The organism is Corynebacterium belfantii, from assembly GCF_041898185.1.
Lineage (GTDB): Bacteria > Actinomycetota > Actinomycetes > Mycobacteriales > Mycobacteriaceae > Corynebacterium > Corynebacterium belfantii.
In genome coordinates this window covers 1,720,566-1,742,477 of the sequence record NZ_CP157823.1, presented here as the reverse complement: position 1 = coordinate 1,742,477, position 21,912 = coordinate 1,720,566, and the positions used below count along the sequence as shown (strand labels likewise).

Genomic DNA, 21,912 nt, shown 5'->3' with positions numbered 1-21,912 from the left:
CACGAGGTAGGAGTGAAAACTGTTGCCTTATGTCGAGGTACAACATCGTGAGGAGATCCCCTATGAAGCTGGTGACGGCTATCGTCAAACCTTTCACCTTGACGGATATTAAAGATGCCTTAGAGCAAGTGGGCGTTCATGGCATGACAGTCACAGAAACTCAAGGTTTTGGCCAGCAAAAAGGCCACACTGAGGTTTACCGTGGTGCAGAGTATGCACTTGATTTCGTACCAAAGATCAAAATTGAAATAGTGATCAATGACGACTTGCTAGACGACGTTGTTAAAGCAATCGTTGATTCCGCACACACCGGAAAGATTGGCGACGGAAAAGTGTGGGTTACCACGGTCGATGACTTGATCCGTGTGCGCACCGGAGAGCGCGGCGACAGCGCGGTCTAGATTCATTTTCAATGATGCCTTTTTCTGCCACGCCGGCTGATATCCGAGAACGAGCCTGCGAGCAAGCATTAGCTGTCATCTCGCAGCTTCAGATTCCCCCTGGTTGTGCACTCGCCGCCACGGGGTCTTTGGCGCGACGCGAGATGACAATTTATTCGGATGTTGACCTTATTCTTTTGCATCCGGAAGGCATTATTCCTTCAGGCCTAGAAGACTTTTGGTACCCCATTTGGGATGCCAAAATTCGGTTGGACTATACGGTGCGGACTCCCAAAGAATGCGCCGAGATGATCTCTGCCGAGCCTACGGCGGCACTGGCATTACTAGATATTTCTCATTGCAGCGGAGATCCTCAGTTAACGGCGACAACACGCTCTGTCGTGCTCGAACAATGGCGTCGGGAACTGAAGAAAAATTTCAACGATGTGACTGATACTGCGATTGCTCGGTGGAATCGTTCTGGATCCGTTGTGGACATGACTCACCCTGATCTCAAGCATGGGCGTGGTGGGCTACGAGATATTGAGCTGATTAGAGCATTAGCCCTAGGAAACCTCTGTGATAAACGTCCTCTTGGTGAGGAACTCCAACTATTGCTCAACATTCGTACAATGCTTCATCAACATGCGGGTAGGGCACGTGATGTGCTCGATCCAGAATTTGCTGTTGACGTCGCTTTGGACTTGGGTTGTGAAGACCGATACGACTTATCGAGAAGCTTGGCAAAAGCTGCGCGCACTATCGATGATACCACTAATGTCGCATTGTCTACAGCGCGCAATCTGCTCCCACGGCGAAGTAGCGTAAGAAAAGCGGTACGTCGACCAGTTGATATTGATGTTGTCGATGTTGACGGGACTCTTGCGTTGTCGAGAACCCCAAATCTCGAGGATCCCAGCTTAGTCCTTAGAGTTGCCGCAGCAAGCGCGCGAACAGGCATGACGATTTCGGAATCAACGTGGAAACAACTCGAAACGGTTCCTAGCATGCCACCCACATGGCCGAGTGCTGCTGCTAGCAACTTTTTTGCATTGCTTAGTTCTTCGGTACATAGTCAACGAGTTATCCGAGAACTAGACGAGCATGGATTTTGGTCAGCAATGATCCCACAATGGGAGCACATTAGGGGACGTATGCCTCGTGAATCCGTGCATATTCACACTATTGATGTTCATAGCATGGTGGTAACAGCCAACTGTGCGGCGCAAAGTATTCGAGTTGCGCGTCCTGATCTATTATTCCTTGCGGCCTTATTTCATGACATTGGCAAGGGGTATGGGCGTCGTCATGAAGAGGTCGGCGCAGAATTTGTCGTCGATATGGCTACAACGTTGCGGCTCAACCCTTCTGATACTCAAATCGTAGAGACACTTGTCGCACAGCACACCATAATTCCGCACATTGTTGGACGCTATAACCCAACAAGCACAGAGGCGATAGACAAACTTCTTGATGCGGTCAACTATGACCTATTGACTCTTGATCTGCTAGAGGCACTTGTTGAGGCGGATGCTCAGGGGACTGCCCCTGGGGTGTGGAGTGCAGTACTGCGATACGGCACACGAGAGCTGTGCTCGCAGGCGCGGCAACGTCTTACTGCTATCGTCCCTAATCCACCTTCGCTGAGTGCTGTCTCGCCACTGTCCTTAACAGTTGTTAAAGACACCTTGCCAACAGGGAAGAACTATGCGGCAGAAGTGGAATGGTCTGGCGACTATGTCAGGGAGATAGTGCGCGTCTTAGCATTGATAGCTGCTAAGGAATGGAACATTGAATCCGCAGAAATTGTCGTGGCGTCTTCAGATGATGAACCAGCATCTGAAGACGGCTCGGTGGGAGTTTCAGCGCGTATGAGGATATATAACCGACTCGGCACGCGTTTCGACTCTGCGGAATTTGAGCAAGCGTACAAGTCAGGCGTGTATTCGTCCTTACCACCGCTAGATCGTGGCAAATGCGCGAGTTTCTGGGGCGGTAACATCTTGGAAGTGCGTACGACAGATCGTCGAGCTGCACTAGGTTACTTATTGGGAGTGCTACCTGACCTTAAGTGGGTGCGGATGTCTAATCCAGGCGCAACGATGATTGTGCAGTGCGAGCTGAAAGATGGCTTTGATCGCTCCAAAGTTGAGCGTGATGTGACCCGCGTGCTCACCAACGGTTAGCATAGGTACGTTAAAAGATAATGGGTCTGGGTGTTGCTGTGCTGCATCGCCGATCTCCACGTGTCATATGGTTGCTGGAGAAATAAAGTTTTAGAGGAGAGTACGTCTCGTGTTTGAATCCCTATCTGACCGGCTCGGCAATGCCCTTTCTGTGTTGCGTTCTAAGGGCAAGGTTACTGAGGCTGACATCAATACCGTTGCTCGAGAGATCCGCCTTGCGTTGCTCGAAGCCGATGTTTCATTACCTGTCGTTCGTGGATTTATCTCGAGGATAAAAGATCGTGCGTTAGGCGTTGAAGTCTCCAAAGCGCTTAATCCAGCAGAGCAAGTTATCAAGATTGTTGATGAAGAGCTAACGGGAATTCTTGGTGGCGAAACACGACGATTGAACCTAGCGAAGAACCCACCAACGGTGATCATGTTGGCTGGTTTGCAGGGTGCTGGTAAGACCACTCTCGCAGGTAAATTGGCTAAGCACCTAGTGGAGCAGGGTCATACTCCGATGCTGGTTGCTTGCGACTTGCAACGCCCAGGCGCTGTTCAGCAGCTGACGATCGTTGGTGAGCGAGCAGGTGTGCCTACCTTTGCGCCGGATCCAGGTACCTCTATCGATTCCAGTGATCATGAAATGGGTACCTCCCATGGTGACCCAGTAGCAGTGGCACAACAAGGTATCGCAGAAGCCAAGCGTACCCAGCATGATGTTGTCATCGTCGATACAGCTGGTCGCTTGGGCATCGACGAAGCCTTGATGACGCAGGCTCGTAACATTCGTGATGCCATTAATCCGGATGAAGTTCTGTTTGTCATCGATGCGATGATTGGTCAAGATGCAGTTAATATTGCAGAAGCTTTCCGCGATGGTGTGGATTTCACTGGTGTTATTTTGACCAAGCTTGATGGTGATGCCCGCGGTGGTGCAGCGCTATCTATTCGAGAAGTCATCGGTAAACCAATCATGTTTGCCTCTACCGGTGAAAAGCTTGAAGACTTCGACATTTTTCACCCAGGGCGTATGTCTAGCCGAATTCTCGGCATGGGCGATATGTTGACTCTGATCGAACAAGCAGAAAAGAAACTCGATCAGCAACAAGCACTGGAAACTGCACAAAAGCTCGGTACTGGCGAACTTACTCTCGACGATTTCTTGAACCAGATGCTGATGGTGCGTCGAATGGGGCCACTAGGCAACATTTTGAAGATGCTGCCTGGTGGAAAAGCTATGTCGGACATGGCGGATATGGTTGATGAGAAGCAGCTCGACCGTATTCAGGCGATCATTCGCGGCATGACTCCAGCTGAGCGCAACGATCCAAAGATCTTGAACGCTTCTCGACGCAAGCGTATTGCTCTTGGTTCAGGAGTTTCGGTAGCCGAAGTTAATCAGCTTGTAGAGCGCTTCTTTGAAGCGAAGAAAATGATGAACAAAATGGCTGGCCAGTTCGGTATGGGCGGTGGATCGCGTAGTGCTACCAAGAAGAAGCCCAAAGGTCGAAAAGGTAAAAACGGTAAGCGTAAGCCTGCTAAGAATCGCAGCGGTGGAATGCCGAATATGGGCGGTATGCCGGGTATGCCAAACATGGCGGAATTGCAAAAACTTCAGCAGCAGATGGAGCAGGGTGGCGGTATGCCAGGGATGGGAGGATTCCCTGGAATGCCTAAACTTCCAAAAGGCATGGAAAATATTGATCTCAACAACTTTGATTTCGGTCAAGGCAAGAAGTAATAGATTTGTTTTATAGCGGTGCCGCTGGCATATTCTGATTTGAAAGTGTCGGTGGCACCGACTATATTTACTGCAGTTGTCTGTATTAGGGCAGCTTGTATTCTTTTCCTGCGTCATACTGTCACCGTCTACGGTCGGCCGGTGTGAGTCACCGCAGGTAAATCAAGGGATGAACCGGTTTGCTAAAAGGTGAACGTCTGTACTTCCCAGTGACCCACATAAAGGAGCCATCATGGCAGTTAAAATTAAGCTTCAGCGCTTGGGTAAGATCCGTACCCCTCACTACCGTGTTGTCGTTGCAGACGCTCGCACTCGTCGTGACGGTAAGGTCATCGAGAACATTGGTATCTACGAGCCAAAGCAGGATCCATCTGTAATCAAGATCGATTCTGAGCGCGCACAGTACTGGTTGGGCGTTGGCGCACAGCCAACCGAGCCAGTTCTGGCTCTGCTGAAGGTCACCGGTGACTGGCAGAAGTTCAAGGGCCTTGAGGGTGCAGAGGGCACCTTGAAGGTTGCAGAGCCTAAGCCATCCAAGCTCGAGCTGTTCAACCAGGCTCTTGCAGAGGCTAACGAGGGTCCAACCGCTGAGGCTATCACTGAAAAGAAGAAGAAGGCTAAGGAAGAAGCTGCTGCTAAGGCTGCAGCTGAGGCTGCTGCAAAGGCTGAGGAAGCTCCAGCTGAAGAGGCTGCTGAGTAAATCAGTTTTCTCAACCCCACGATGCTTAATGATCCGACCTGCGGGTAGGGGAAGTATCGTGGGGTTTTCTCATATCATTACGAGGCTTGAGATTCTGAAGATTGCTGGCATGCGGTAGCCTTAGATTTCATGGAATTAATGATTGGTCGTGTGGTGAAATCCCATGGTATTCGTGGTGAGGTTGCCATTGAGATAACCACTGAAGAACCAGAGATTCGGTTCGCGCAGGGTGAAGTTCTCAATGGGCGGCAAGGTGGGAAAGAACATTCCCTCACAATTGCATCTGTGCGACCACATCAAAATCGGCTTCTCGTGAAATTTAAAGAAATTGCCGATCGTACTGCTGCTGATAGCCTACGGGGTACGCGCTTTTTTGCAGTTCCACTCGATGACGATGACGACGATGGATTCTATGACCATGAGCTAGAAGGTCTAGTCGTTATCCACGGAGAAGAGAAAATTGGTGAAGTATCCGGAGTTATTCATGGGCCAGCTCAATCTCTTTTAGAAGTAACCCTTGAAAGCGGTAAAGAGGTTCTTATTCCATTCGTCCACGATATCGTTCCCGAAGTTGATCTTGACGCCGGAACGTGTGGGATTACTCCACCGGAAGGGCTGCTGGAACTCTAATGAGACTTGATGTCATAACAATTTTTCCTGAATATCTTGATCCGCTAAGACACGCTCTTTTAGGAAAAGCGATCGAGAAAGATTTGCTTAGTGTCGGCGTTCATGATCTGCGGTTGTGGGCTGAAGATGCGCATAAGTCTGTCGACGATTCTCCCTTCGGCGGTGGGCCAGGTATGGTGATGAAGCCAACGGTGTGGGGGCCGGCACTTGATGATGTAGCTACCATGTCGGGTAAAGCGCACATGGGTGCGCAATTAGATTCGGCACGCGTACACGTCGATAAGCCTCGTCATGATGAGCTAGAAGGTATTCAATTTGCTGGTTATGATGCCGCAGAGGTAGCAGAAGCCGATAAACCGTTGCTTTTGGTTCCCACGCCAGCCGGTGCACCATTTACTCAAGAAGATGCACGCGCGTGGTCTAACGAAGAGCACATTGTTTTTGCTTGTGGGCGATACGAAGGCATCGATCAACGCGTTATCGAAGATGCTAAGAAAACCTATCGAGTATGTGAAGTATCCATCGGCGATTATGTTCTCATCGGTGGAGAAGTTGCCGTTCTGGTCATCGCTGAATCCGTAGTTCGCCTCATCCCCGGTGTCCTTGGAAATACTCAGTCCCATCAAGACGACAGCTTTTCCGACGGCTTGTTGGAAGGCCCAAGCTATACCAAACCTCGTGAATGGCGTGGACTCGAAGTACCTGAAGTGCTCACTAGCGGCAATCACGCCAAGATCGAACGTTGGAGGCGAGAGCAATCCCTCAAACGCACGTGGGAAGTACGCCCAGAATTGTTGGAGGGTATGCAGCTGGATCGACACGACCAAGCCTATGTAGAAGCCCTGCGGCGAGGAAACACCAGTGATAATCTCAACTGACCTTCAGCTGCTCATTTCTCCTATGCAAGGGGATCAGGTGGCGTCTGAAATTGCACAACAACTTTCAGCTGTGGGATACAACGTTACGAATATTCGTGCCGAAGTAATCGACTTGACCTGTGAACCAGACAATATGCTGGTTAATCAGCGGCAGCAGGAGCATGGGACGATTCCCACTTCAGAGCAACTTCATAGGGGTAGTTATAGCCGGAGAATTTGATGGTGACCTGCGAAAAGCCACCGAATGCATTGTGTGTCAGCTGCTAAAAGGAAGCTACTGGTACGGGACCTCGTTAGTAGGAGAGATCGAACCAAGTGTTACTGCTGCGTGCGCATGCCAGGCAGATGTGTAACTAGGCGGCTGCTAGGATTGTTCGAATGATTGCAGCTACCATTGCCAAAGAACTTGGTGTGAAACAATCCCAGATTGCAACGGCGCTGACATTGCTTGCTGAGGGCAATACGGTGCCGTTTATTGCTCGCTACCGAAAGGAAGCTACAGGGGGACTTGATGATTCGCAGCTTCGTATCATCGAAGAGCGTGCTTCGTATTTGCGCGAATTAGAAGAACGCAAGCACAGTATTGCGGAAGCAATTGAGGAACAAGGCAAGCTGACCGATGAGCTGCGTCGCAAGATTTTTGAGTGCGATACCAAGGCGCGACTGGAAGATCTCTATCTTCCTTACAAAAAACGCCGTAAAACCAAGGCTGATAATGCACGCGAAGCTGGCCTTGAAGCACTGGTTGATGAGCTCATCGCGCATCCAAGCGCTGATTCCGACCAGCGCGCTCAGCCGTATATAACTGCTGGTTTCGAGGACCCCAAGAAGGTACTTGAAGGTGCACGCGCCATCCTTGTCGATCGATTCGCCACGGATGCTGATCTCGTAGGTGATGTGCGTGAACGTATGTACTCCACCGGAACCATGCGTGCGGGAGTCGTCGCCGGAAAAGAAACTGAGGGGGCGAAATTCAAAGACTATTTTGAGTTTTCTGAGCCCTTTGACTCGCTGCCAAGTCACCGCATTTTGGCGCTGCTGAGGGGTGAAAACGAAGGCGTTTTGCAGCTTGATCTGGATGCCGGAGATGATGAAATCTACCAGGGCATGATCGCTGATCGCTTTAAGCTAGACACCAATTCTGCATGGCTGGCTCAAGCTATTCGCTGGGGGTGGCGTACTAAGCTGCAGGTTTCTGCTGCCTTAGATGTTCGTATGAGGTTGAAGGAAAAAGCGGAGGCCGGTGCTCTCGAGGTGTTTGCGCGAAACCTTCGCGACGTCCTCCTAGCTGCACCAGCAGGACAGCGTGCGACACTCGGACTCGATCCTGGCTATCGCAATGGAGTAAAATGCGCTGTGGTAGATGCCACCGGAAAAGTACTCGATACGGTGATCGTTTACCCGCATCAGCCGCAAAACCAGTGGACCCAAGCAGTGCAGACGCTTGCTTCGGCATGTGCGACACATCATGTTGATCTGATGGCTATCGGTAATGGCACTGCTTCTCGTGAGACTGAAAAGTTGGCGCATGAAGTAGCGGATCTATTGAAAAAGGCTGGGGGAGCGCGCCCTACGCCGGTGGTTGTTTCTGAAGCTGGTGCTTCGGTGTATTCAGCGTCTGAGACTGCTGCACGGGAGTTCCCAGCTATGGATGTTTCGCTTCGTGGCGCAGTTTCTATCGCGCGTAGACTTCAAGATCCTCTGGCCGAGTTGGTCAAGATTGATCCGAAAGCGATCGGAGTGGGGCAGTATCAGCACGATGTAAACCAAACGGCTTTGGCGAAGACGCTTGATGCAGTGGTTGAAGATGCAGTTAATGCAGTAGGTGTTGATCTCAATACTGCCTCGGTTCCTTTGCTTGCCAGGGTAGCGGGTGTCAGCCCAACCATTGCAGAAAATATTGTCCATTATCGTGATGAGAATGGCGCCTTTGTCAACCGTACAGCCTTGAAAAAGGTGCCACGGTTAGGTCCAAAGACGTTTGAGCAGTGTGCAGGTTTCTTGCGGATTTCAGGCGGTAAGGATCCACTAGATGCCTCTGCTGTTCACCCTGAGGCTTATCCAGTTGTTCGTAAAATGTCCGAAGCTACGGGGCTTTCTGTGGAAAAATTGATCGGAAACTCCCACGTTTTGTCTTCGCTTCGTCCGGCGGATTTTGCTGATGAGCGCTTTGGTATTCCGACCATCACTGACATTGTTGCGGAGTTGGATAAGCCGGGTCGTGATCCACGCCCAGAATTTAAGACAGCGACTTTTAAAGAAGGAATCGAAAAGATTTCAGATCTTAAACCTGGAATGGTTTTGGAAGGAACCGTGACAAATGTTGCTGCATTTGGCGCATTCGTAGATGTCGGAGTTCATCAAGATGGGCTCGTGCACGTATCAGCACTGTCAGACTCTTTCGTCTCTGATCCCCATCAGGTTGTTCATTCCGGTCAAGTGGTGCGAGTCAAGGTGGTTGATGTTGACACACAACGCAAGCGAATCGGATTAACAATGAGGCTTAACGACGACCCCGCAAAGCCGCGTCAGCGTTCCGAAACTCGGGAACATTCGGGTGCAAAACCGAAGCGATCGGGTAGTAAGGCTAAAAATAGCCCCGCTGCAAACGGATCTCTTGCAGATGCGCTGAAACGTGCAGGATTTGGCCATTAGATTTTCTGCGCGGATTAACTTGAAATACCAGTTTTTCACTGGCATAATCTTTCAAGTTGTCTGTCTCTGGTAGAGACGGCTGCTTTCATGTCTCGGGCACGAACCGGCCGAGCGCCCTGATGAGGGAAAAGCCGCTAGGGTCCTCTGTCCTATAAAAGTAAGGAATTGGTTTTATGAACCTTCTTGACAAGGTCGATGCAGCTTCGCTGCGCGACGATATCCCAGCTTTCCGCCCAGGTGATACCCTCAACGTTCACGTTAAGGTTATCGAGGGTAGCAAGTCCCGTATCCAGGTCTTCAAGGGTGTAGTCATTCGTCGTCAGGGTGCTGGCGTTCGCGAGACTTTCACCATCCGTAAGGTTTCCTTCGGTATCGGTGTTGAGCGTACCTTCCCAGTACACACCCCTAACATCGACAAGATCGAGGTTGTTACCCGCGGTGACGTTCGCCGTGCGAAGCTGTACTACCTGCGCGACCTGCGTGGTAAAGCAGCCAAGATCAAGGAAAAGCGCTAATAGCTTCCTTGCTCAGTGCTCTAGCACGAAGCGCTCAGCTTTCTCTTCCTGCGCGACGCAGGGAGCGTGGCTGGGCGTTTTTTCATTCGATGACTGAATCAGCTGCTAGAGTTCTCAAGGTGAGTTCAGCTAATAACGAGACTGCGTCCCTCACGGATGGCGTCGAAACGCACGACAATGACAAGAAGCCACTGCCATGGTTTGTGGAAATCCCTTTGGTCGTAGTGGTGACCCTTCTCGTGATCACCTTGCTTCAAACATTCGTCGGACGAGTCTATATGATCCCAAGTCAGTCAATGGAGCCGACGCTTCATGGATGTGCAGGGTGTACCGGAGACCGAATTTATGTAGATAAGCTGGCTTATCGTTTTGGTGAACCAGAAGCCGGCGACGTTGTAGTTTTTGCAGGTACAGAATCATGGAACACCGGATTTACCACTTCACGGTCAGAAAATCCTCTGGTTCGTGGAGTACAAAATGCGGGTGCTTTCGTCGGATTAGTAGCACCAGACGAAAACGACCTTGTGAAACGCATCGTAGCAACAGGGGGACAAACGGTGCAGTGCCTTGAAGGCGATGAAGGCATCAAAGTAGAAGGTAAAGTCATCGACTCGTCATATACTCTGATGCCACCAGCGTATCCGGTCGACCAGACCACAGGATCAGAGGCGTGCGGCGGCTTTTACTTCGGACCTATCAAGGTACCTGAAGGAAACTACTTCATGATGGGCGATAACCGGACAAACTCCGCGGACTCTCGTTACCACATTGGTGATCAGTATCAAGGCACCATCCCTAAAGAAAACCTCAAGGGGAAAGTTCAGTTCAAGATTTTCCCATTTAACCGTATTGGTGCAGTCGAGGATTACGATATCCAACAGTGATCACTCAAGAACACTACTGTGCTTTGCCAGCTCCCAAAATCCGGACGCTGAAGCATCTTCGAACCTTCGAAGTTACTTTGGATAAACATGGTCTTGGGCCGGTAGCAGGTGTCGACGAAGCTGGGCGTGGTTCATGCTGCGGACCTATCACGATTGCGGCTTGTATTATGCCGCAGCGTCCCATCCCTCAGCTTCAGGCGCTCACAGACTCGAAAAAACTGAGTGCAGCAAAACGTCGGGAACTATATCCGCTGATAAAAAAATACGCACTGGCGTGGTCCATCATTCATATCAGTGCCGCCGACATTGATCGAGAAGGCATACAGCATGCCAACATTTTCGGCATGCGACGAGCTATCGAAAAACTTGATGTGGCTCCTGGATATGTTTTAACGGATGCGATGAAAGTGCCGGGGCTACGGTGCCCCTCGCTTCCGATTATTGGAGGTGACGCAGTGGCGCGGTGCATTGCTGCGGCAAGTGTTCTGGCAAAGCATTCGAGAGATCTCATCATGGATGATCTTGGTGAGAAATATCCCGAATATGGTTTGGAAGATCATAAAGGTTATGGGACGAAGAGTCACATGGATGCGGTGCGCCATCACGGCGCAACTCCTGAGCATCGATATAGTTATTCCAATGTGAAGGCAGCACACGATCAATGGCTGCAAGAAAAGACACAATAAGGGAGGTAAGCGATGAGCGCTGAAGAGCTCGATAATTATGAGGCGGAAGTTGAACTGTCCTTGTACCGCGAATACCGAGATGTGGTTAGCCAGTTTTCGTACGTGGTAGAAACCGAGCGGCGCTTTTACCTTGCCAATGCAGTAGAACTCATCCCGCATACCCAAGGCGGGGATGTGTACTACGAAGTTCGGATGTCAGATGCATGGGTCTGGGATATGTACAGGTCAGCGCGATTTGTTCGCTATGTCCGTGTCATAACCTATAAAGACGTCAACATCGAAGAACTTGATAAGCCTGATCTCGTAATCCCCGAATAAGACAAAACTTTCGCATTAACTTAGAAGCGCGCTTCACGGTAGCCCCCTTACCATGAAGCGCGCTTTCGCATATAGATCCAGCATGCGCATCTGTGGATAACTCACAAAAATGATCCCTTGACAGACAGTTATCCACAGAAATTCAGGTATTCGTTTCATCGCAATTGCCAAGGCATCATGCTTGGCGTCAACCTGAAGAGGAAAACTCGCACTACACAAAGGGGACAACGATGGCAGCTACGCATAATCACTACTTAGCCGTTCTCGGTGAAGATTTCGTGGCACAACAATATGCCAACGAAGGCTATGACATAACGGCACGCAACGTGTCATTTTCGGTGGGGGAGATTGACATTATCGCTACTAGTCCTCAAGGGGAAGTAGTGTTCATTGAGGTAAAAACTCGTTCATCTTCTCTCATGGATGCTGCTGAGGCAGTCACACCAACCAAAATGCGGAAAATCCATAGAGCTGCTTCGAAATGGCTTCAAGGGAAACCATTCGCAGACATCCGTTTCGACGTCGTTGCCGTTCATGTCGATGAATATGGTGAGCTAGATATGACGCGTTACCAAGGGGTGGAACATGGGGCTTGCTAAAACTCGATCAGCGGCAATCTCGGGGGTCACAGGCGTTATCGTCGACGTTGAAGCCAATATCGGAGCTGGTTTACCCAGCACCTATATCGTGGGACTTGCCGACGCTGCGGTTGCAGAAGCACGTCAACGGATTAAAACTGCTGTGAATAACTCAGGGCTACCGTGGCCGAAAACCAAAGTAATAGTCAACCTTTCCCCAGCGTCGTTGCGAAAAAATGGGGCGCAATTCGACCTCGGAATATGCATGGCCATCATGGCCGCTTCTGGGATGCATAACCCCGATTGCCGCGATATCGAAAACACTTTGTTTTTAGGTGAAATCGGCCTAGACGGTGCGATTAAACCGATATCTGGATTAGTTCCAGCATTGTTGGCTGCACGGGGCGCGGAAATAAGAAATGTGGTGATTCCGTGGGGAAACGCTGCCGAAGCTATGGCAGTAATCGATGATTCCGCAATGAATGTTCTTGTCGCACGCTCGATTAGCGAGGCAACCGAATGGCTCAAGGGCAAAGATGACTTGATCGCTGCTCGTGATGTTGCACTTGATGAGCATGCGACGAAAATGCAGCCGCACAAAGTGGGTGATATGCAAGATGTTGTGGGACAAAGTGATGCAAAGAAAGCAGCAGAAATCGCAGCTGCTGGTGGCCACAACCTTGTCATGATTGGCCCACCAGGTTCCGGAAAATCAATGATTGCTCAACGCATGGCTGGCCTTCTACCTGCTCTCACGCATACAGAAATGATAGAAGCGACAGCAATCCACTCGGTCATGGGACAAGCCTTCAACGGGCCCATGACGCACCCACCGTTTGTAGCTCCGCATCATTCCATTACTAAAGCAGCGTTATTAGGCGGAGGATCCGGAAACCTACAACCCGGAGCTGCCAGCCTGGCACATACTGGTGTTTTGTTTCTTGATGAAGTAAGCGAGATACCAGCAAATATTCTTGATTGCTTACGAATGCCATTGGAATGCGGCGAAATTAAACTCATGCGGCATCGTCGCGAAGTCACCTTTCCTGCACGTTTTCAACTAGTTATGGCAACAAACCCGTGTCGCTGTGCAGCAGAGCTACCTTCAGAGTGCCGATGTAGCGCAACTACACGAGCACGGTATTTGAACAATATTTCGGGACCACTGCGCGATCGCCTTGACATTTTTGTACGTACACATGCTCAAGGTGCTGTGATCTCAGATGCAAACCAAGAGTCCAGTAAATCGATTGCAGAGCGAGTTCAAAGTGCTCGTGAGCGTAGTAGACATCGTTGGCGCACTGCGGGCTTTACTGTAACAACCAATGCAGCGATGGATCCGTACCATCTTCGGCGGCATTTCCCCGCAGATGAGGCATCGATGGCACTTCTTAGCTCCTATCTTGGCGACGGTGAATTGAGCCAACGCGGAGTTGACCGCGCACTGAAAGTTGCATGGACATTGTGTGATTTGGAAGGAAAAACACGTCCTGACTTAGGCCACACAGCGTATGCACTTGAGCTACGCGATGATTGTATTAGGGTGAATGCCGCATGAGCAGGTTAGAAGCTTGGGCATATTTGTCTCGAGTTTTTGAAGGACCTAGCAGATCACTCCAGAAACTTTTAGAGACAGAATCTGATGTAGAAAAAATCGCGTGGGGGATCAAAAACAGAGAAGCGTGGCTTGGGCCTATCTTGTCTGAAACGGCTTCGCGCTATTCAGTCACATTGGAAAAAGAGAATCTAACTACAATCAAGAATCTCGGTGGCAGGCTTGTCACTCCTGATGATGACGAATGGCCACGGGAAAAATTCGAGACAGCATTTGGTTTTGCCGCCTCTGGTACCAGCTCTCTAGTGCGCTCATATCAATCCGACGCAGTTGCCCCTCACGCCCTCTGGGTTCGTGGTGCACCGCTATCAACGACTGTTGATCGCAGCGTAGCCATCGTAGGCACCCGTGCTATGAGCCACTATGGCAAGAGTGCGACTTCAATGTTGGCAGCGGGAATCGCTGATCATCATTGGACGATAGTCTCAGGAGGAGCTCTAGGAGTAGACACCGTAGCCCACACCGAAGCTCTGCAACGACAAAAACCCACAGTAGCAGTATGCGCACGTGGACTTGATTCACCTTATCCGCGTAAAAACGCAGAACTGCTACGCTCGATCGCTGAAACCGGATGCTTAGTCAGCGAATACGCGCCGGGATTAACACCACACCGCCACCGTTTTTTGACCCGCAATCGGTTAGTAGCTGCATTATCTCAAGGAACCGTAGTAGTTGAAGCTGCATGGCGTTCCGGTGCACTTAACACTCTTAGCTGGGCAAGTGCTTTAGGAAGAGTAGCAATGGCCGTGCCTGGCCCAGTAACGAACACTGGTTCATTAGGTTGCCATGAACGCATTAGAAATAAAGAGGCCGAATTGGTGTGTAGCGCTGAGGAAATTCTTGCTTTGGTAGGAACCTTGGGCGAGTTCGACCCCAATGGGCAATATGAATTGCAGTTTGCAGCCGATCCGATTCAAAGCCTAAGTAGAAATGAAATGAGAGTTTTTGATTCGTTGGATTCAAATCCTCACACCACTGACACGGTTGCGGCGGCTGCTGGTATTCCGATTGGGCTTTGCGTTCATATTCTGCGTGATCTAGAAAAGAAACAACTCGTTATGCGGGAGGGGGCCCACTGGCATAGATGTTAATACTTTTTATCGATAGCCTCTTGCGTGATGAACAATCATGCCTTAATGTAACAAAGGCAAGCCTAAGTAAAGCTTTTTGAGGTTCGGGCTGGTTCCTCAATGAGATGGGCCGAGGCGAGTGGCTGGTTCCGTAGGTGGGCAATCATGTCCACTTTGGTTCTTATCGCTTCGGAACTAGGGTTATGCACTATGGGTGAGTCAGTAGTGGAGGTGAAAAGTTGTCACAGGCTTTTCACCTCCACTGTGTATTTAGCTGAGAGGGAAACGTGCCAGCCCAACTAACCGAACTTGTCGACGATTTCTGTGAGTATCTGGATTTCGGCTTGGGGCGATCGCCGGCCACTGTCCGTTCTTATAAAAGTGACCTCATTGGTTTTGTGAATCGATTTGCCACATTAGATCAATTTACGTTGGACAATGTGCGAGAGTGGTTGGCTCAAGCGGTCGCCGACGGTAAGTCTCGTGCAACTATCGCACGTCGTACTGCGTCGATAAAAGCGTTTAGTGGATGGTTGTTGCGAAACGGCTACAGCGATATAGATGTGGCTGCACGGTTGGTAGCGCCGAAGGTGCAACGCACATTGCCTACGGTAGTAAGCGAGCGCACCATGACGAATATCGTCGAAAAGCCGGCTTCGACTACTGAAGATACTTTTGTTCGTGATCGTGCTATTTGTGAGTTGTTGTATGCGTCGGGGATTCGCGTATCTGAGCTTTGCGGATTGAATACTGGTGATGTCGATCTCAAACGTCAGACTGCGCGAGTAACGGGTAAAGGAAATAAGCAACGTGTTGTTTCATTCGGAGATCAAGCTACAGCGGCGCTTTACCATTGGCTAAATGGGGTGCGAAGCGAAATGTTGATTTCTGCCGGATGCAAAAGCGGAGTAGATGCGTTATTTGTAGGGGTGCGGGGTAAAAGGATCGATCCACGCCAAGTGAGGCGAATTGTGGAAACCTCTGGCCAAGAACATGGAATAGGTGGCTTAGCTCCGCACGCATTGCGGCACACAGCAGCAACGCACCTACTCGATAACGGAGCAGATCTTAGGGTTGTGCAAGAAATGCTGGGACACTCTTCGTTGAATACCACTCAGATATATACACATGTAAGTACCCGACGGCTCAAAGAGGCGTATAAAAACGCGCATCCCCGTGCGCATAAAAACTTGTAGCGCTTGGCAAAGATTTATTTTGACGGAACCGTCATCTGGGGTGGTTTTAGTCGAATGAGTAATGGTTTGAGAAGACTGAGGGGATTGAGGTAGTCGTCTTTTCCTTGAAGTGCGCCCCAGTGAAGTCCAGGGAACCCGTCGACACTTGGAGCTAGAACGCCGATGACTTCTCCGCGCTCTACTAAATCTCCAGCGTTGAGGGCTGTAGTTACCGGTTGGTACGTGGTTTTTAAACCATCGGGATGATCGATCGAAATAACGGGCTTACCAGCTACCTTGCCGGCAAAAGTGATGATCCCAGAGTTAGCGGCTCGTACTACACCGTTGATGGGAATATCGAGATCGACTCCTCGATGTCCTTTGAGCCAATTGTGTTGAGGCTTATCGAAAGGGCGAATCACGCGAGCTATCGAAGAATCTCCTGTGGCGGGATTGATATAAGTAGAGTTCAGCGGGTTAATAGGGGTAGTGCTAGCGGGTTGGGCGATGAAAAAGGCTAATAAGAAGCTTGATATGGCTGCAAGTATTTTCTTCATATCTGTGGTCATACCCGATGTGGATAACTTGAGTTCAGTACTTATTCACAGTCAATGAGTACCGCAGGTGCTGGGGAGGGTAAAAGAAACACGTGTGAACTAAATGAAGCGGTGACTGTCGATAGTTGTGGATAGAGTGAGAATTTAGTTTGGAAAACTGCACAGAAAAGTCTATGCTTTTGCGTTAGCAGTGCGCCCAATGCGGTGTGCTGACTACGCGCGGTCCCGAAGTGTTTTAAATACACAACGTTGAAAGCAGTGGTCTCTGGGCTTTTGTCTTAAAAAGCTTCAGAGTGCTGGATATGTGCGAGGGCAGCCAGGAAGCAGGGAAAACCTGCATGTATATAACCGAAACTTAACTTGAGAAAGAGGGCAACTCATGGCAGTTGTAACCATGCGCGAGCTTCTCGACGCTGGTGTTCACTTCGGACACCAGACCCGTCGCTGGAACCCAAAGATGCGTCGTTTCATCTTCACCGACCGTAACGGCATCTACATCATCGACCTTCAGCAGACCCTGACCTACATTGACGAGGCATACGAGTTCGTCAAGGAGACGGTTGCACACGGTGGTACCATTTTGTACGTCGGCACCAAGAAGCAGGCTCAGGAGTCCGTCAAGAACGAGGCTGAGCGCGTTGGTATGCCTTACGTCAATCACCGTTGGCTTGGCGGTATGCTCACTAACTTCCAGACCGTTTCTAAGCGACTTCACCGTATGAAGGAGCTCCAGACTATGGATGCTGCAGAAAACGGTTACGAGGGTCGTACCAAGAAGGAAGTTCTCATGCTGACCCGTGAGCGCACCAAGTTGGAGCGCGTCCTCGGCGGTATTGCAGACATGACCAAGACGCCTTCTGCTATGTGGGTTGTAGACACCAATAAGGAGCACATCGCTGTCTCCGAAGCTCACAAGCTGAACATCCCAGTTGTGGCAATTCTTGACACCAACTGTGATCCAGATGTTGTTAACTTCCCAGTTCCAGGCAACGATGACGCAATCCGCTCCATCGACGTTCTGACTAAGGTTATCTCTCACGCAGTTATCGAGGGCAAGAAGGCTCGCGAAGAGCGTGCACTTGCCGCTGCTAAGGAAGCAGCTGGCGATGCCAACAAGACCGAGGTAGCAGCTAAGGTTGAGGCAACCGAAGAGGTTGCAGCTGAAGCTGAGGCTAAGTAATAGCTTTTTACAAGCCCTCAAATCCATAGAACACTTGCAGGCTATACAACGTCATGTGGCTTACAGGGCGTACGGGTTTGAGGGCTTTTGCCTCGTGTAAAAGCTTTTAGTCGCTTTATGCTCGAATATGGTGGCTGAATTTTTTCGAGTACAAGTACACGGTGTGTCGTTATGTACGCTCGCATACTCAATAAAGAGCTGCATTATTGGCACGTGTTAGCTACGCTCGTCTACGAGAAAACTTTTTACATTTTCCAATACAAGGAGGGTCGCCCACAACATGGCGAACTACACTGCTGCTGACGTTAAGAAGCTGCGTGAAATCACCGGCTCCGGCATGCTCGACTGCAAGAAGGCTCTAGAAGAGACCAACGGTGTCTTCGACAAGGCCGTTGAGGTTCTTCGCATCAAGGGCGCAAAAGACGTCGGAAAGCGCGCTGAGCGCAACGCAACTGAGGGACTGATTGCTGTTTCTGGCAACACCATGGTTGAGATCAACTCCGAGACGGACTTCGTTGCAAAGAACGCAGAGTTCAAGGAATTTGCTCAGAAGGTTGCTGACGCAGCTGCAGCTGTTAAGGCAAACACCCCTGAGGAACTCGCTGCTGCTGATCTTGATGGTAAGACCGCTGCTGATGCAATTCAGGAATTGTCCGCAAAGATCGGTGAGAAGCTCGAGCTGCGTCGTGCTATCACCTTGGAAGGCGAGAAGCTCTCCGTTTACCTCCACCAGCGTTCCGCTGACCTGCCTCCAGCAGTGGGCGTTTTGGTTGCCTACACAGGCGAAGGCGAAGCAGCTCAGGCTGCCGCTCACGCCGCTGCAATGCAGGTTGCTGCTCTCAAGGCTCAGTACCTGACCTGCGAGGATGTTCCTGCTGAGGTTATCGAGAAGGAGCGCTCCATCGCTGAGCAGATCACCCGTGAAGAGGGCAAGCCAGAAAAGGCAATCCCGAAGATCGTTGAGGGTCGTCTGAACGGCTTCTACAAAGATGTGTGCTTGGTTGAGCAGGCTTCCGTTGCAGATAGCAAGAAGACTGTTAAGCAGGTCATGGATGAGGCTGGTGTTACCTTGACCGGTTTCGCTCGCTATGAGGTTGGCCAGCACTAATTACAGTGTTGTAGCTTTTAGCTAGTAATAATGCCCGTGCACGAATGCACGGGCATTATTGTGTTATTTGGCGTTCCTTGTTAGTTGCTCGGGGTGTGAATAAGACAAGGTGGCAGATTAACGGTAGACTGTTATGCGGTTTTTCTAGGTGGACTAAAAATACCGTTACTGCGAGCAACACTATGGCCGAAAGGTCGGAGAGGTGACACACCATGACTGAAGGTGTCCAAAACGAACGTACTGGCTACAAGCGAGTAATGCTCAAACTCGGCGGTGAAATGTTCGGCGGTGGGGCAGTGGGAATTGACCCAGACGTCGTCCAAAATGTTGCACGACAGATTGCCAGTGTTGCTCGTACCGGAGCGGAGATCGCTGTAGTTATCGGAGGCGGTAATTTCTTCCGAGGTGCGCAGCTGCAACAGCGAGGTTTGGATCGTAACCGCTCAGACTACATGGGTATGTTGGGCACTGTTATGAACTGCTTGGCTCTGCAGGACTTCCTTGAACAAGAGGGCATCGACTGTCGTGTACAAACCGCCATCAATATGGCCCAGGTTGCTGAGCCGTATTTGCCTCTTCGTGCAAAGCGACACTTGGAAAAGGGACGCGTAGTTATCTTTGGTGCAGGTATGGGTATGCCTTATTTCTCTACCGATACGACTGCAGCACAGCGTGCTCTAGAAATTGATTGTGAAGTGCTTCTTATGGCTAAAGCCGTTGATGGAGTTTACGATGACGATCCTCGTACTAACCCAGATGCACAGTTGTTCCACCACATCACCCCTCGTGAAGTAATTGAAAAGGGGCTAAAAGTCGCGGATGCGACAGCATTTAGCCTGTGCATGGACAACAAGATGCCAATTCTGGTGTTCAACCTTCTCACAGAAGGTAATATCGCTCGTGCTGTCGCGGGTGAACAAATCGGTACTTTGGTTCAATCCTGATAGATTAAGTGTGATCGAACACTGCTGTTGAGTGTTCCTTGACTTACCTAAAAACTGCAAAGGACAACATAATGATCGATGAGATCCTGTTTGAAGCTGAAGAGCACATGAACACTTCGGTGGAACGCACCCGTGACGAGCTGGTCAATATCCGTACGGGTCGTGCAAACCCTGCAATGTTTAATGGAGTAATTGCCGATTACTACGGGGTACCAACTCCAATTACGCAGATGGCCACCATTTCCGTCCCAGAGGCTCGTATGTTGCTGATTAAGCCTTATGAGATGTCGATGATGAACGAAATTGAGAACGCGATCCGTAATTCGGATTTGGGAGTTAACCCAACTAATGATGGCCAAGTTCTCCGTGTTACCATCCCGCAGCTGACAGAAGAGCGTCGTCGTGACATGGCTAAACTCGCAAAGTCTAAGGGCGAAGACGGTAAGATCGCCATCCGCAATGTTCGCCGCAAAGGCATGGATCAGCTCAAGAAGATTCAAAAAGATGGCGATGCTGGCGAGGATGAAGTTCAGGCTGCTGAAAAGGAGCTTGATAAAGTAACCGCTAAGTATGTAGCTCAGGTTGATGAGGTTGTTGCTAAGAAAGAAGCAGAACTGATGGAGGTTTAAGTCCTCCTCGTTTCAGCTGAGCAATAACGAAACACACTTCATCTGTTGGGTTTTGGGGCAGACGCTGCACAGGCAGGATCTGCCCCTTTTCCCGCATCTAAACACCAAGGAGAGCGCCGACCGATGCCTCATTCATCAACGGCTTTTGAGCACTTGCCTAAACCGAAGAATTCGGCTGGTCGAAACCTGAAAGCCGCGATCAGCGTTGGAATTGGTTTGGGCGCCCTCGTATTGCTCGCTATCTTTGTTATCCCTTTTGGTTGGTATCCATTAGTGGCTATCGCAATCGCAGTGGCAACTTGGGAGGTAGAGCGTCGTTTAATAGAAGCTGGTTATCTTCTGCAACGATGGGTCATGCTTATTGGCGGACAAGTCATGTTGTGGCTTAGTTGGCCATTTGGCCCAAAGGGATTAGTCGCTGGTTTCGTCGGCGTTGTACTCGCTACGATGTTTGGTCGGCTTTTCCATCATGGTCGTTCTATGCCACCGAAAAACTATCTGCGAGATACTGCTGTCGCAATTTTTGTTTTAACGTGGATCCCACTTTTTGGTAGTTTTGCGGCAATGCTTTCGCTGTTTGAAACGGAAACAGCACCCGGAAAGTACTTCATCGTCACATTCATGTTGTGTGTTATCGCCTCTGACATAGGCGGTTATATTGCAGGCGTGATGTTCGGATCGCACCCCATGGCACCTGCGGTAAGCCCAAAGAAATCGTGGGAGGGCTTTATCGGTTCTGTAGTCTTTGGCATGACTGTTGGAGCACTCACTGTGTCCTATTTATTAGGGCATCAATGGTGGTGGGGATTAGTTCTCGGATTTGGCCTCGTGATCTGCGCGACACTGGGCGATCTTGTTGAATCCCAGTTTAAGAGGGAACTCGGGATCAAAGACATGTCTGCGATTTTGCCTGGCCATGGTGGTCTGATGGATCGGCTTGACGGTATGTTGCCATCGGCGATGGTGACTTGGTTAGTCTTGAGTGTGATTTCTTCAGTATAGAAAATAAAAGCGGAACTGGCCCCTAATCTGTAGGAGGACGGTTCCGCTTTTATCTAAGTTGGTTAAACCGAACGCTGTAAGTTTTTAATTTGTCGACGTAGCTGGAACATTCGTACCACACCTACCATTGCCATGATGAGTGCTCCAAAGATCGCAGCGAGGAGAAAGCCCACTCCTGCCGGTACAGTAAATTGAAGGGTAAAAAAGTTCAATTCTACGGCTTGTTGGTTTTGCAGAATGAAAATTAACAATACGATAAGTAGCAATGCGCCGACGATTAGTGCGAACCACGTACCGCCTGCGAATGAGCTTTTTACTTCAGGCTTAGTAGTCTGAGGGATTTCAGCCGGTACTGGGTACTCAGATTGAGTTACATCAGGCAGATGATCGTGAGGGATGTCGAAAGCCTCTGAACGGCTTTCATAATTGTTCGTGGTATCAGGCATACTCACCATTGAACGCGAAGATGGAGATTATTCCAAGCTCAAACTAATAA

General features: G+C 50.0%; 22 protein-coding genes and 1 pseudogene. 21 read left to right on the top strand and 2 right to left on the bottom strand.

Going from position 1 to position 21,912, the window contains the following annotated elements; translation table 11 throughout:
• The first annotated feature begins 62 nt into the window (after nt 1-62).
• The 16 genes and pseudogenes from ABMV07_RS08690 to xerC all read left to right on the top strand — a co-directional run bounded on the left by ABMV07_RS08690 (nt 63) and on the right by xerC (nt 16,017).
• A complete protein-coding gene (locus ABMV07_RS08690; RefSeq protein WP_088266216.1) occupies nt 63-401 on the top strand; it encodes a P-II family nitrogen regulator in 339 nt (112 codons plus the stop codon).
• A gap of 11 nt (nt 402-412) precedes the next feature.
• Nucleotides 413-2,566, top strand: coding sequence for a [protein-PII] uridylyltransferase (locus tag ABMV07_RS08685; RefSeq protein ID WP_197691763.1), 2,154 nt, complete (start codon nt 413-415; stop codon nt 2,564-2,566).
• A 109-nt stretch (nt 2,567-2,675) separates the two neighbouring features.
• Nucleotides 2,676-4,292 (top strand): signal recognition particle protein, encoded by a 1,617-nt coding sequence (gene ffh, locus ABMV07_RS08680; RefSeq protein ID WP_374064517.1) that lies wholly within the window; start codon nt 2,676-2,678, stop codon nt 4,290-4,292.
• Between the two features lie 232 nt (nt 4,293-4,524).
• Nucleotides 4,525-4,992 (top strand): 30S ribosomal protein S16, encoded by a 468-nt coding sequence (gene rpsP, locus ABMV07_RS08675; RefSeq protein WP_196970491.1) that lies wholly within the window; start codon nt 4,525-4,527, stop codon nt 4,990-4,992.
• 129 nt (nt 4,993-5,121) lie between these two features.
• Complete coding sequence (gene rimM / locus ABMV07_RS08670; RefSeq protein WP_197689623.1) at nt 5,122-5,622, top strand: ribosome maturation factor RimM; 501 nt, start codon at nt 5,122-5,124, stop codon at nt 5,620-5,622.
• On the top strand, nt 5,622-6,500 hold the full coding sequence (gene trmD / locus ABMV07_RS08665; protein ID WP_197691761.1) for a tRNA (guanosine(37)-N1)-methyltransferase TrmD: 879 nt from the start codon (nt 5,622-5,624) through the stop codon (nt 6,498-6,500). The genes rimM and trmD overlap by 1 nt, the downstream gene beginning before the upstream one ends.
• Nucleotides 6,484-6,853 (top strand): annotated as a pseudogene (locus ABMV07_RS08660) (hypothetical protein). The gene trmD and the pseudogene ABMV07_RS08660 overlap by 17 nt, the downstream one beginning before the upstream one ends.
• Nucleotides 6,854-6,878: 25 nt before the next feature.
• Nucleotides 6,879-9,155, top strand: a complete 2,277-nt coding sequence (locus tag ABMV07_RS08655; protein ID WP_088266222.1) for a Tex family protein — start codon at nt 6,879-6,881, stop codon at nt 9,153-9,155.
• Nucleotides 9,156-9,328: 173 nt separating this feature from the next.
• Nucleotides 9,329-9,670 (top strand): 50S ribosomal protein L19, encoded by a 342-nt coding sequence (rplS, locus tag ABMV07_RS08650; RefSeq protein WP_003852008.1) that lies wholly within the window; start codon nt 9,329-9,331, stop codon nt 9,668-9,670.
• An 89-nt stretch (nt 9,671-9,759) separates the two neighbouring features.
• On the top strand, nt 9,760-10,554 hold the full coding sequence (gene lepB, locus ABMV07_RS08645) for a signal peptidase I (protein WP_374064516.1): 795 nt from the start codon (nt 9,760-9,762) through the stop codon (nt 10,552-10,554).
• Nucleotides 10,551-11,240 (top strand): ribonuclease HII, encoded by a 690-nt coding sequence (locus ABMV07_RS08640; RefSeq protein WP_162495024.1) that lies wholly within the window; start codon nt 10,551-10,553, stop codon nt 11,238-11,240. Before lepB ends, ABMV07_RS08640 begins: the two co-directional genes overlap by 4 nt.
• Nucleotides 11,241-11,252: 12 nt before the next feature.
• Nucleotides 11,253-11,558 carry a DUF2469 domain-containing protein gene (locus tag ABMV07_RS08635; RefSeq protein WP_003851985.1) on the top strand — a complete coding sequence of 102 codons (306 nt, stop codon included), beginning with the start codon at nt 11,253-11,255 and terminating at the stop codon, nt 11,556-11,558.
• A gap of 230 nt (nt 11,559-11,788) precedes the next feature.
• Nucleotides 11,789-12,157, top strand: a complete 369-nt coding sequence (locus ABMV07_RS08630) for a YraN family protein (protein WP_196981631.1) — start codon at nt 11,789-11,791, stop codon at nt 12,155-12,157.
• Nucleotides 12,144-13,694, top strand: a complete 1,551-nt coding sequence (locus ABMV07_RS08625) for a YifB family Mg chelatase-like AAA ATPase (RefSeq protein ID WP_374064515.1) — start codon at nt 12,144-12,146, stop codon at nt 13,692-13,694. The genes ABMV07_RS08630 and ABMV07_RS08625 overlap by 14 nt, the downstream gene beginning before the upstream one ends.
• Complete coding sequence (gene dprA, locus ABMV07_RS08620; RefSeq protein WP_374064514.1) at nt 13,691-14,842, top strand: DNA-processing protein DprA; 1,152 nt, start codon at nt 13,691-13,693, stop codon at nt 14,840-14,842. The genes ABMV07_RS08625 and dprA overlap by 4 nt, the downstream gene beginning before the upstream one ends.
• 266 nt (nt 14,843-15,108) lie before the next feature.
• Entirely contained in the window at nt 15,109-16,017 is a 909-nt protein-coding gene (gene xerC / locus ABMV07_RS08615) for a tyrosine recombinase XerC (RefSeq protein ID WP_197691760.1), read from the top strand.
• A gap of 14 nt (nt 16,018-16,031) precedes the next feature.
• On the opposite strand, the gene ABMV07_RS08610 is transcribed toward xerC, so the two are convergent.
• Nucleotides 16,032-16,553: a M23 family metallopeptidase gene (locus ABMV07_RS08610; RefSeq protein ID WP_088266291.1), complete on the bottom strand. Its 522-nt coding sequence runs from the start codon at nt 16,551-16,553 to the stop codon at nt 16,032-16,034.
• A gap of 379 nt (nt 16,554-16,932) precedes the next feature.
• Between ABMV07_RS08610 and rpsB the strand changes: the two genes are divergently transcribed.
• From rpsB to ABMV07_RS08585, 5 genes are all read left to right on the top strand, one after another.
• Nucleotides 16,933-17,733, top strand: coding sequence for a 30S ribosomal protein S2 (gene rpsB / locus ABMV07_RS08605; RefSeq protein ID WP_071574623.1), 801 nt, complete (start codon nt 16,933-16,935; stop codon nt 17,731-17,733).
• Between the two features lie 280 nt (nt 17,734-18,013).
• Nucleotides 18,014-18,841: a translation elongation factor Ts gene (gene tsf, locus ABMV07_RS08600; RefSeq protein WP_197691759.1), complete on the top strand. Its 828-nt coding sequence runs from the start codon at nt 18,014-18,016 to the stop codon at nt 18,839-18,841.
• A gap of 212 nt (nt 18,842-19,053) precedes the next feature.
• Entirely contained in the window at nt 19,054-19,785 is a 732-nt protein-coding gene (gene pyrH, locus ABMV07_RS08595) for a UMP kinase (protein ID WP_088266227.1), read from the top strand.
• A gap of 71 nt (nt 19,786-19,856) precedes the next feature.
• Nucleotides 19,857-20,414 carry a ribosome recycling factor gene (gene frr, locus ABMV07_RS08590; RefSeq protein ID WP_010935112.1) on the top strand — a complete coding sequence of 186 codons (558 nt, stop codon included), beginning with the start codon at nt 19,857-19,859 and terminating at the stop codon, nt 20,412-20,414.
• A gap of 123 nt (nt 20,415-20,537) precedes the next feature.
• Nucleotides 20,538-21,416, top strand: coding sequence for a phosphatidate cytidylyltransferase (locus ABMV07_RS08585; RefSeq protein ID WP_088266229.1), 879 nt, complete (start codon nt 20,538-20,540; stop codon nt 21,414-21,416).
• A gap of 62 nt (nt 21,417-21,478) precedes the next feature.
• Here ABMV07_RS08585 and ABMV07_RS08580 read toward each other — a convergent pair whose 3' ends face one another.
• Nucleotides 21,479-21,871 carry a lipopolysaccharide assembly LapA domain-containing protein gene (locus ABMV07_RS08580; RefSeq protein WP_088266230.1) on the bottom strand — a complete coding sequence of 131 codons (393 nt, stop codon included), beginning with the start codon at nt 21,869-21,871 and terminating at the stop codon, nt 21,479-21,481.
• Nucleotides 21,872-21,912: the final 41 nt, after the last annotated feature.

Bases quoted from the DNA above. Each gene is read 5' to 3' on its own strand.
- ABMV07_RS08690 (WP_088266216.1), top strand. From the start codon at position 63: ATGAAGCTGGTGACGGCTATCGTCAAACCTTTCACCTTGACGGATATT.
- ABMV07_RS08685 (WP_197691763.1), top strand. From the start codon at position 413: ATGATGCCTTTTTCTGCCACGCCGGCTGATATCCGAGAACGAGCCTGC.
- rpsP (WP_196970491.1), top strand. From the start codon at position 4,525: ATGGCAGTTAAAATTAAGCTTCAGCGCTTGGGTAAGATCCGTACCCCT.
- rimM (WP_197689623.1), top strand. From the start codon at position 5,122: ATGGAATTAATGATTGGTCGTGTGGTGAAATCCCATGGTATTCGTGGT.
- trmD (WP_197691761.1), top strand. From the start codon at position 5,622: ATGAGACTTGATGTCATAACAATTTTTCCTGAATATCTTGATCCGCTA.
- ABMV07_RS08655 (WP_088266222.1), top strand. From the start codon at position 6,879: ATGATTGCAGCTACCATTGCCAAAGAACTTGGTGTGAAACAATCCCAG.
- rplS (WP_003852008.1), top strand. From the start codon at position 9,329: ATGAACCTTCTTGACAAGGTCGATGCAGCTTCGCTGCGCGACGATATC.
- lepB (WP_374064516.1), top strand. From the start codon at position 9,760: ATGACTGAATCAGCTGCTAGAGTTCTCAAGGTGAGTTCAGCTAATAAC.
- ABMV07_RS08635 (WP_003851985.1), top strand. From the start codon at position 11,253: ATGAGCGCTGAAGAGCTCGATAATTATGAGGCGGAAGTTGAACTGTCC.
- ABMV07_RS08630 (WP_196981631.1), top strand. From the start codon at position 11,789: ATGGCAGCTACGCATAATCACTACTTAGCCGTTCTCGGTGAAGATTTC.
- ABMV07_RS08625 (WP_374064515.1), top strand. From the start codon at position 12,144: ATGGGGCTTGCTAAAACTCGATCAGCGGCAATCTCGGGGGTCACAGGC.
- dprA (WP_374064514.1), top strand. From the start codon at position 13,691: ATGAGCAGGTTAGAAGCTTGGGCATATTTGTCTCGAGTTTTTGAAGGA.
- ABMV07_RS08610 (WP_088266291.1), bottom strand. From the start codon at position 16,553: ATGAAGAAAATACTTGCAGCCATATCAAGCTTCTTATTAGCCTTTTTC.
- rpsB (WP_071574623.1), top strand. From the start codon at position 16,933: ATGGCAGTTGTAACCATGCGCGAGCTTCTCGACGCTGGTGTTCACTTC.
- tsf (WP_197691759.1), top strand. From the start codon at position 18,014: ATGGCGAACTACACTGCTGCTGACGTTAAGAAGCTGCGTGAAATCACC.
- pyrH (WP_088266227.1), top strand. From the start codon at position 19,054: ATGACTGAAGGTGTCCAAAACGAACGTACTGGCTACAAGCGAGTAATG.
- frr (WP_010935112.1), top strand. From the start codon at position 19,857: ATGATCGATGAGATCCTGTTTGAAGCTGAAGAGCACATGAACACTTCG.
- ABMV07_RS08585 (WP_088266229.1), top strand. From the start codon at position 20,538: ATGCCTCATTCATCAACGGCTTTTGAGCACTTGCCTAAACCGAAGAAT.
- ABMV07_RS08580 (WP_088266230.1), bottom strand. From the start codon at position 21,871: ATGGTGAGTATGCCTGATACCACGAACAATTATGAAAGCCGTTCAGAG.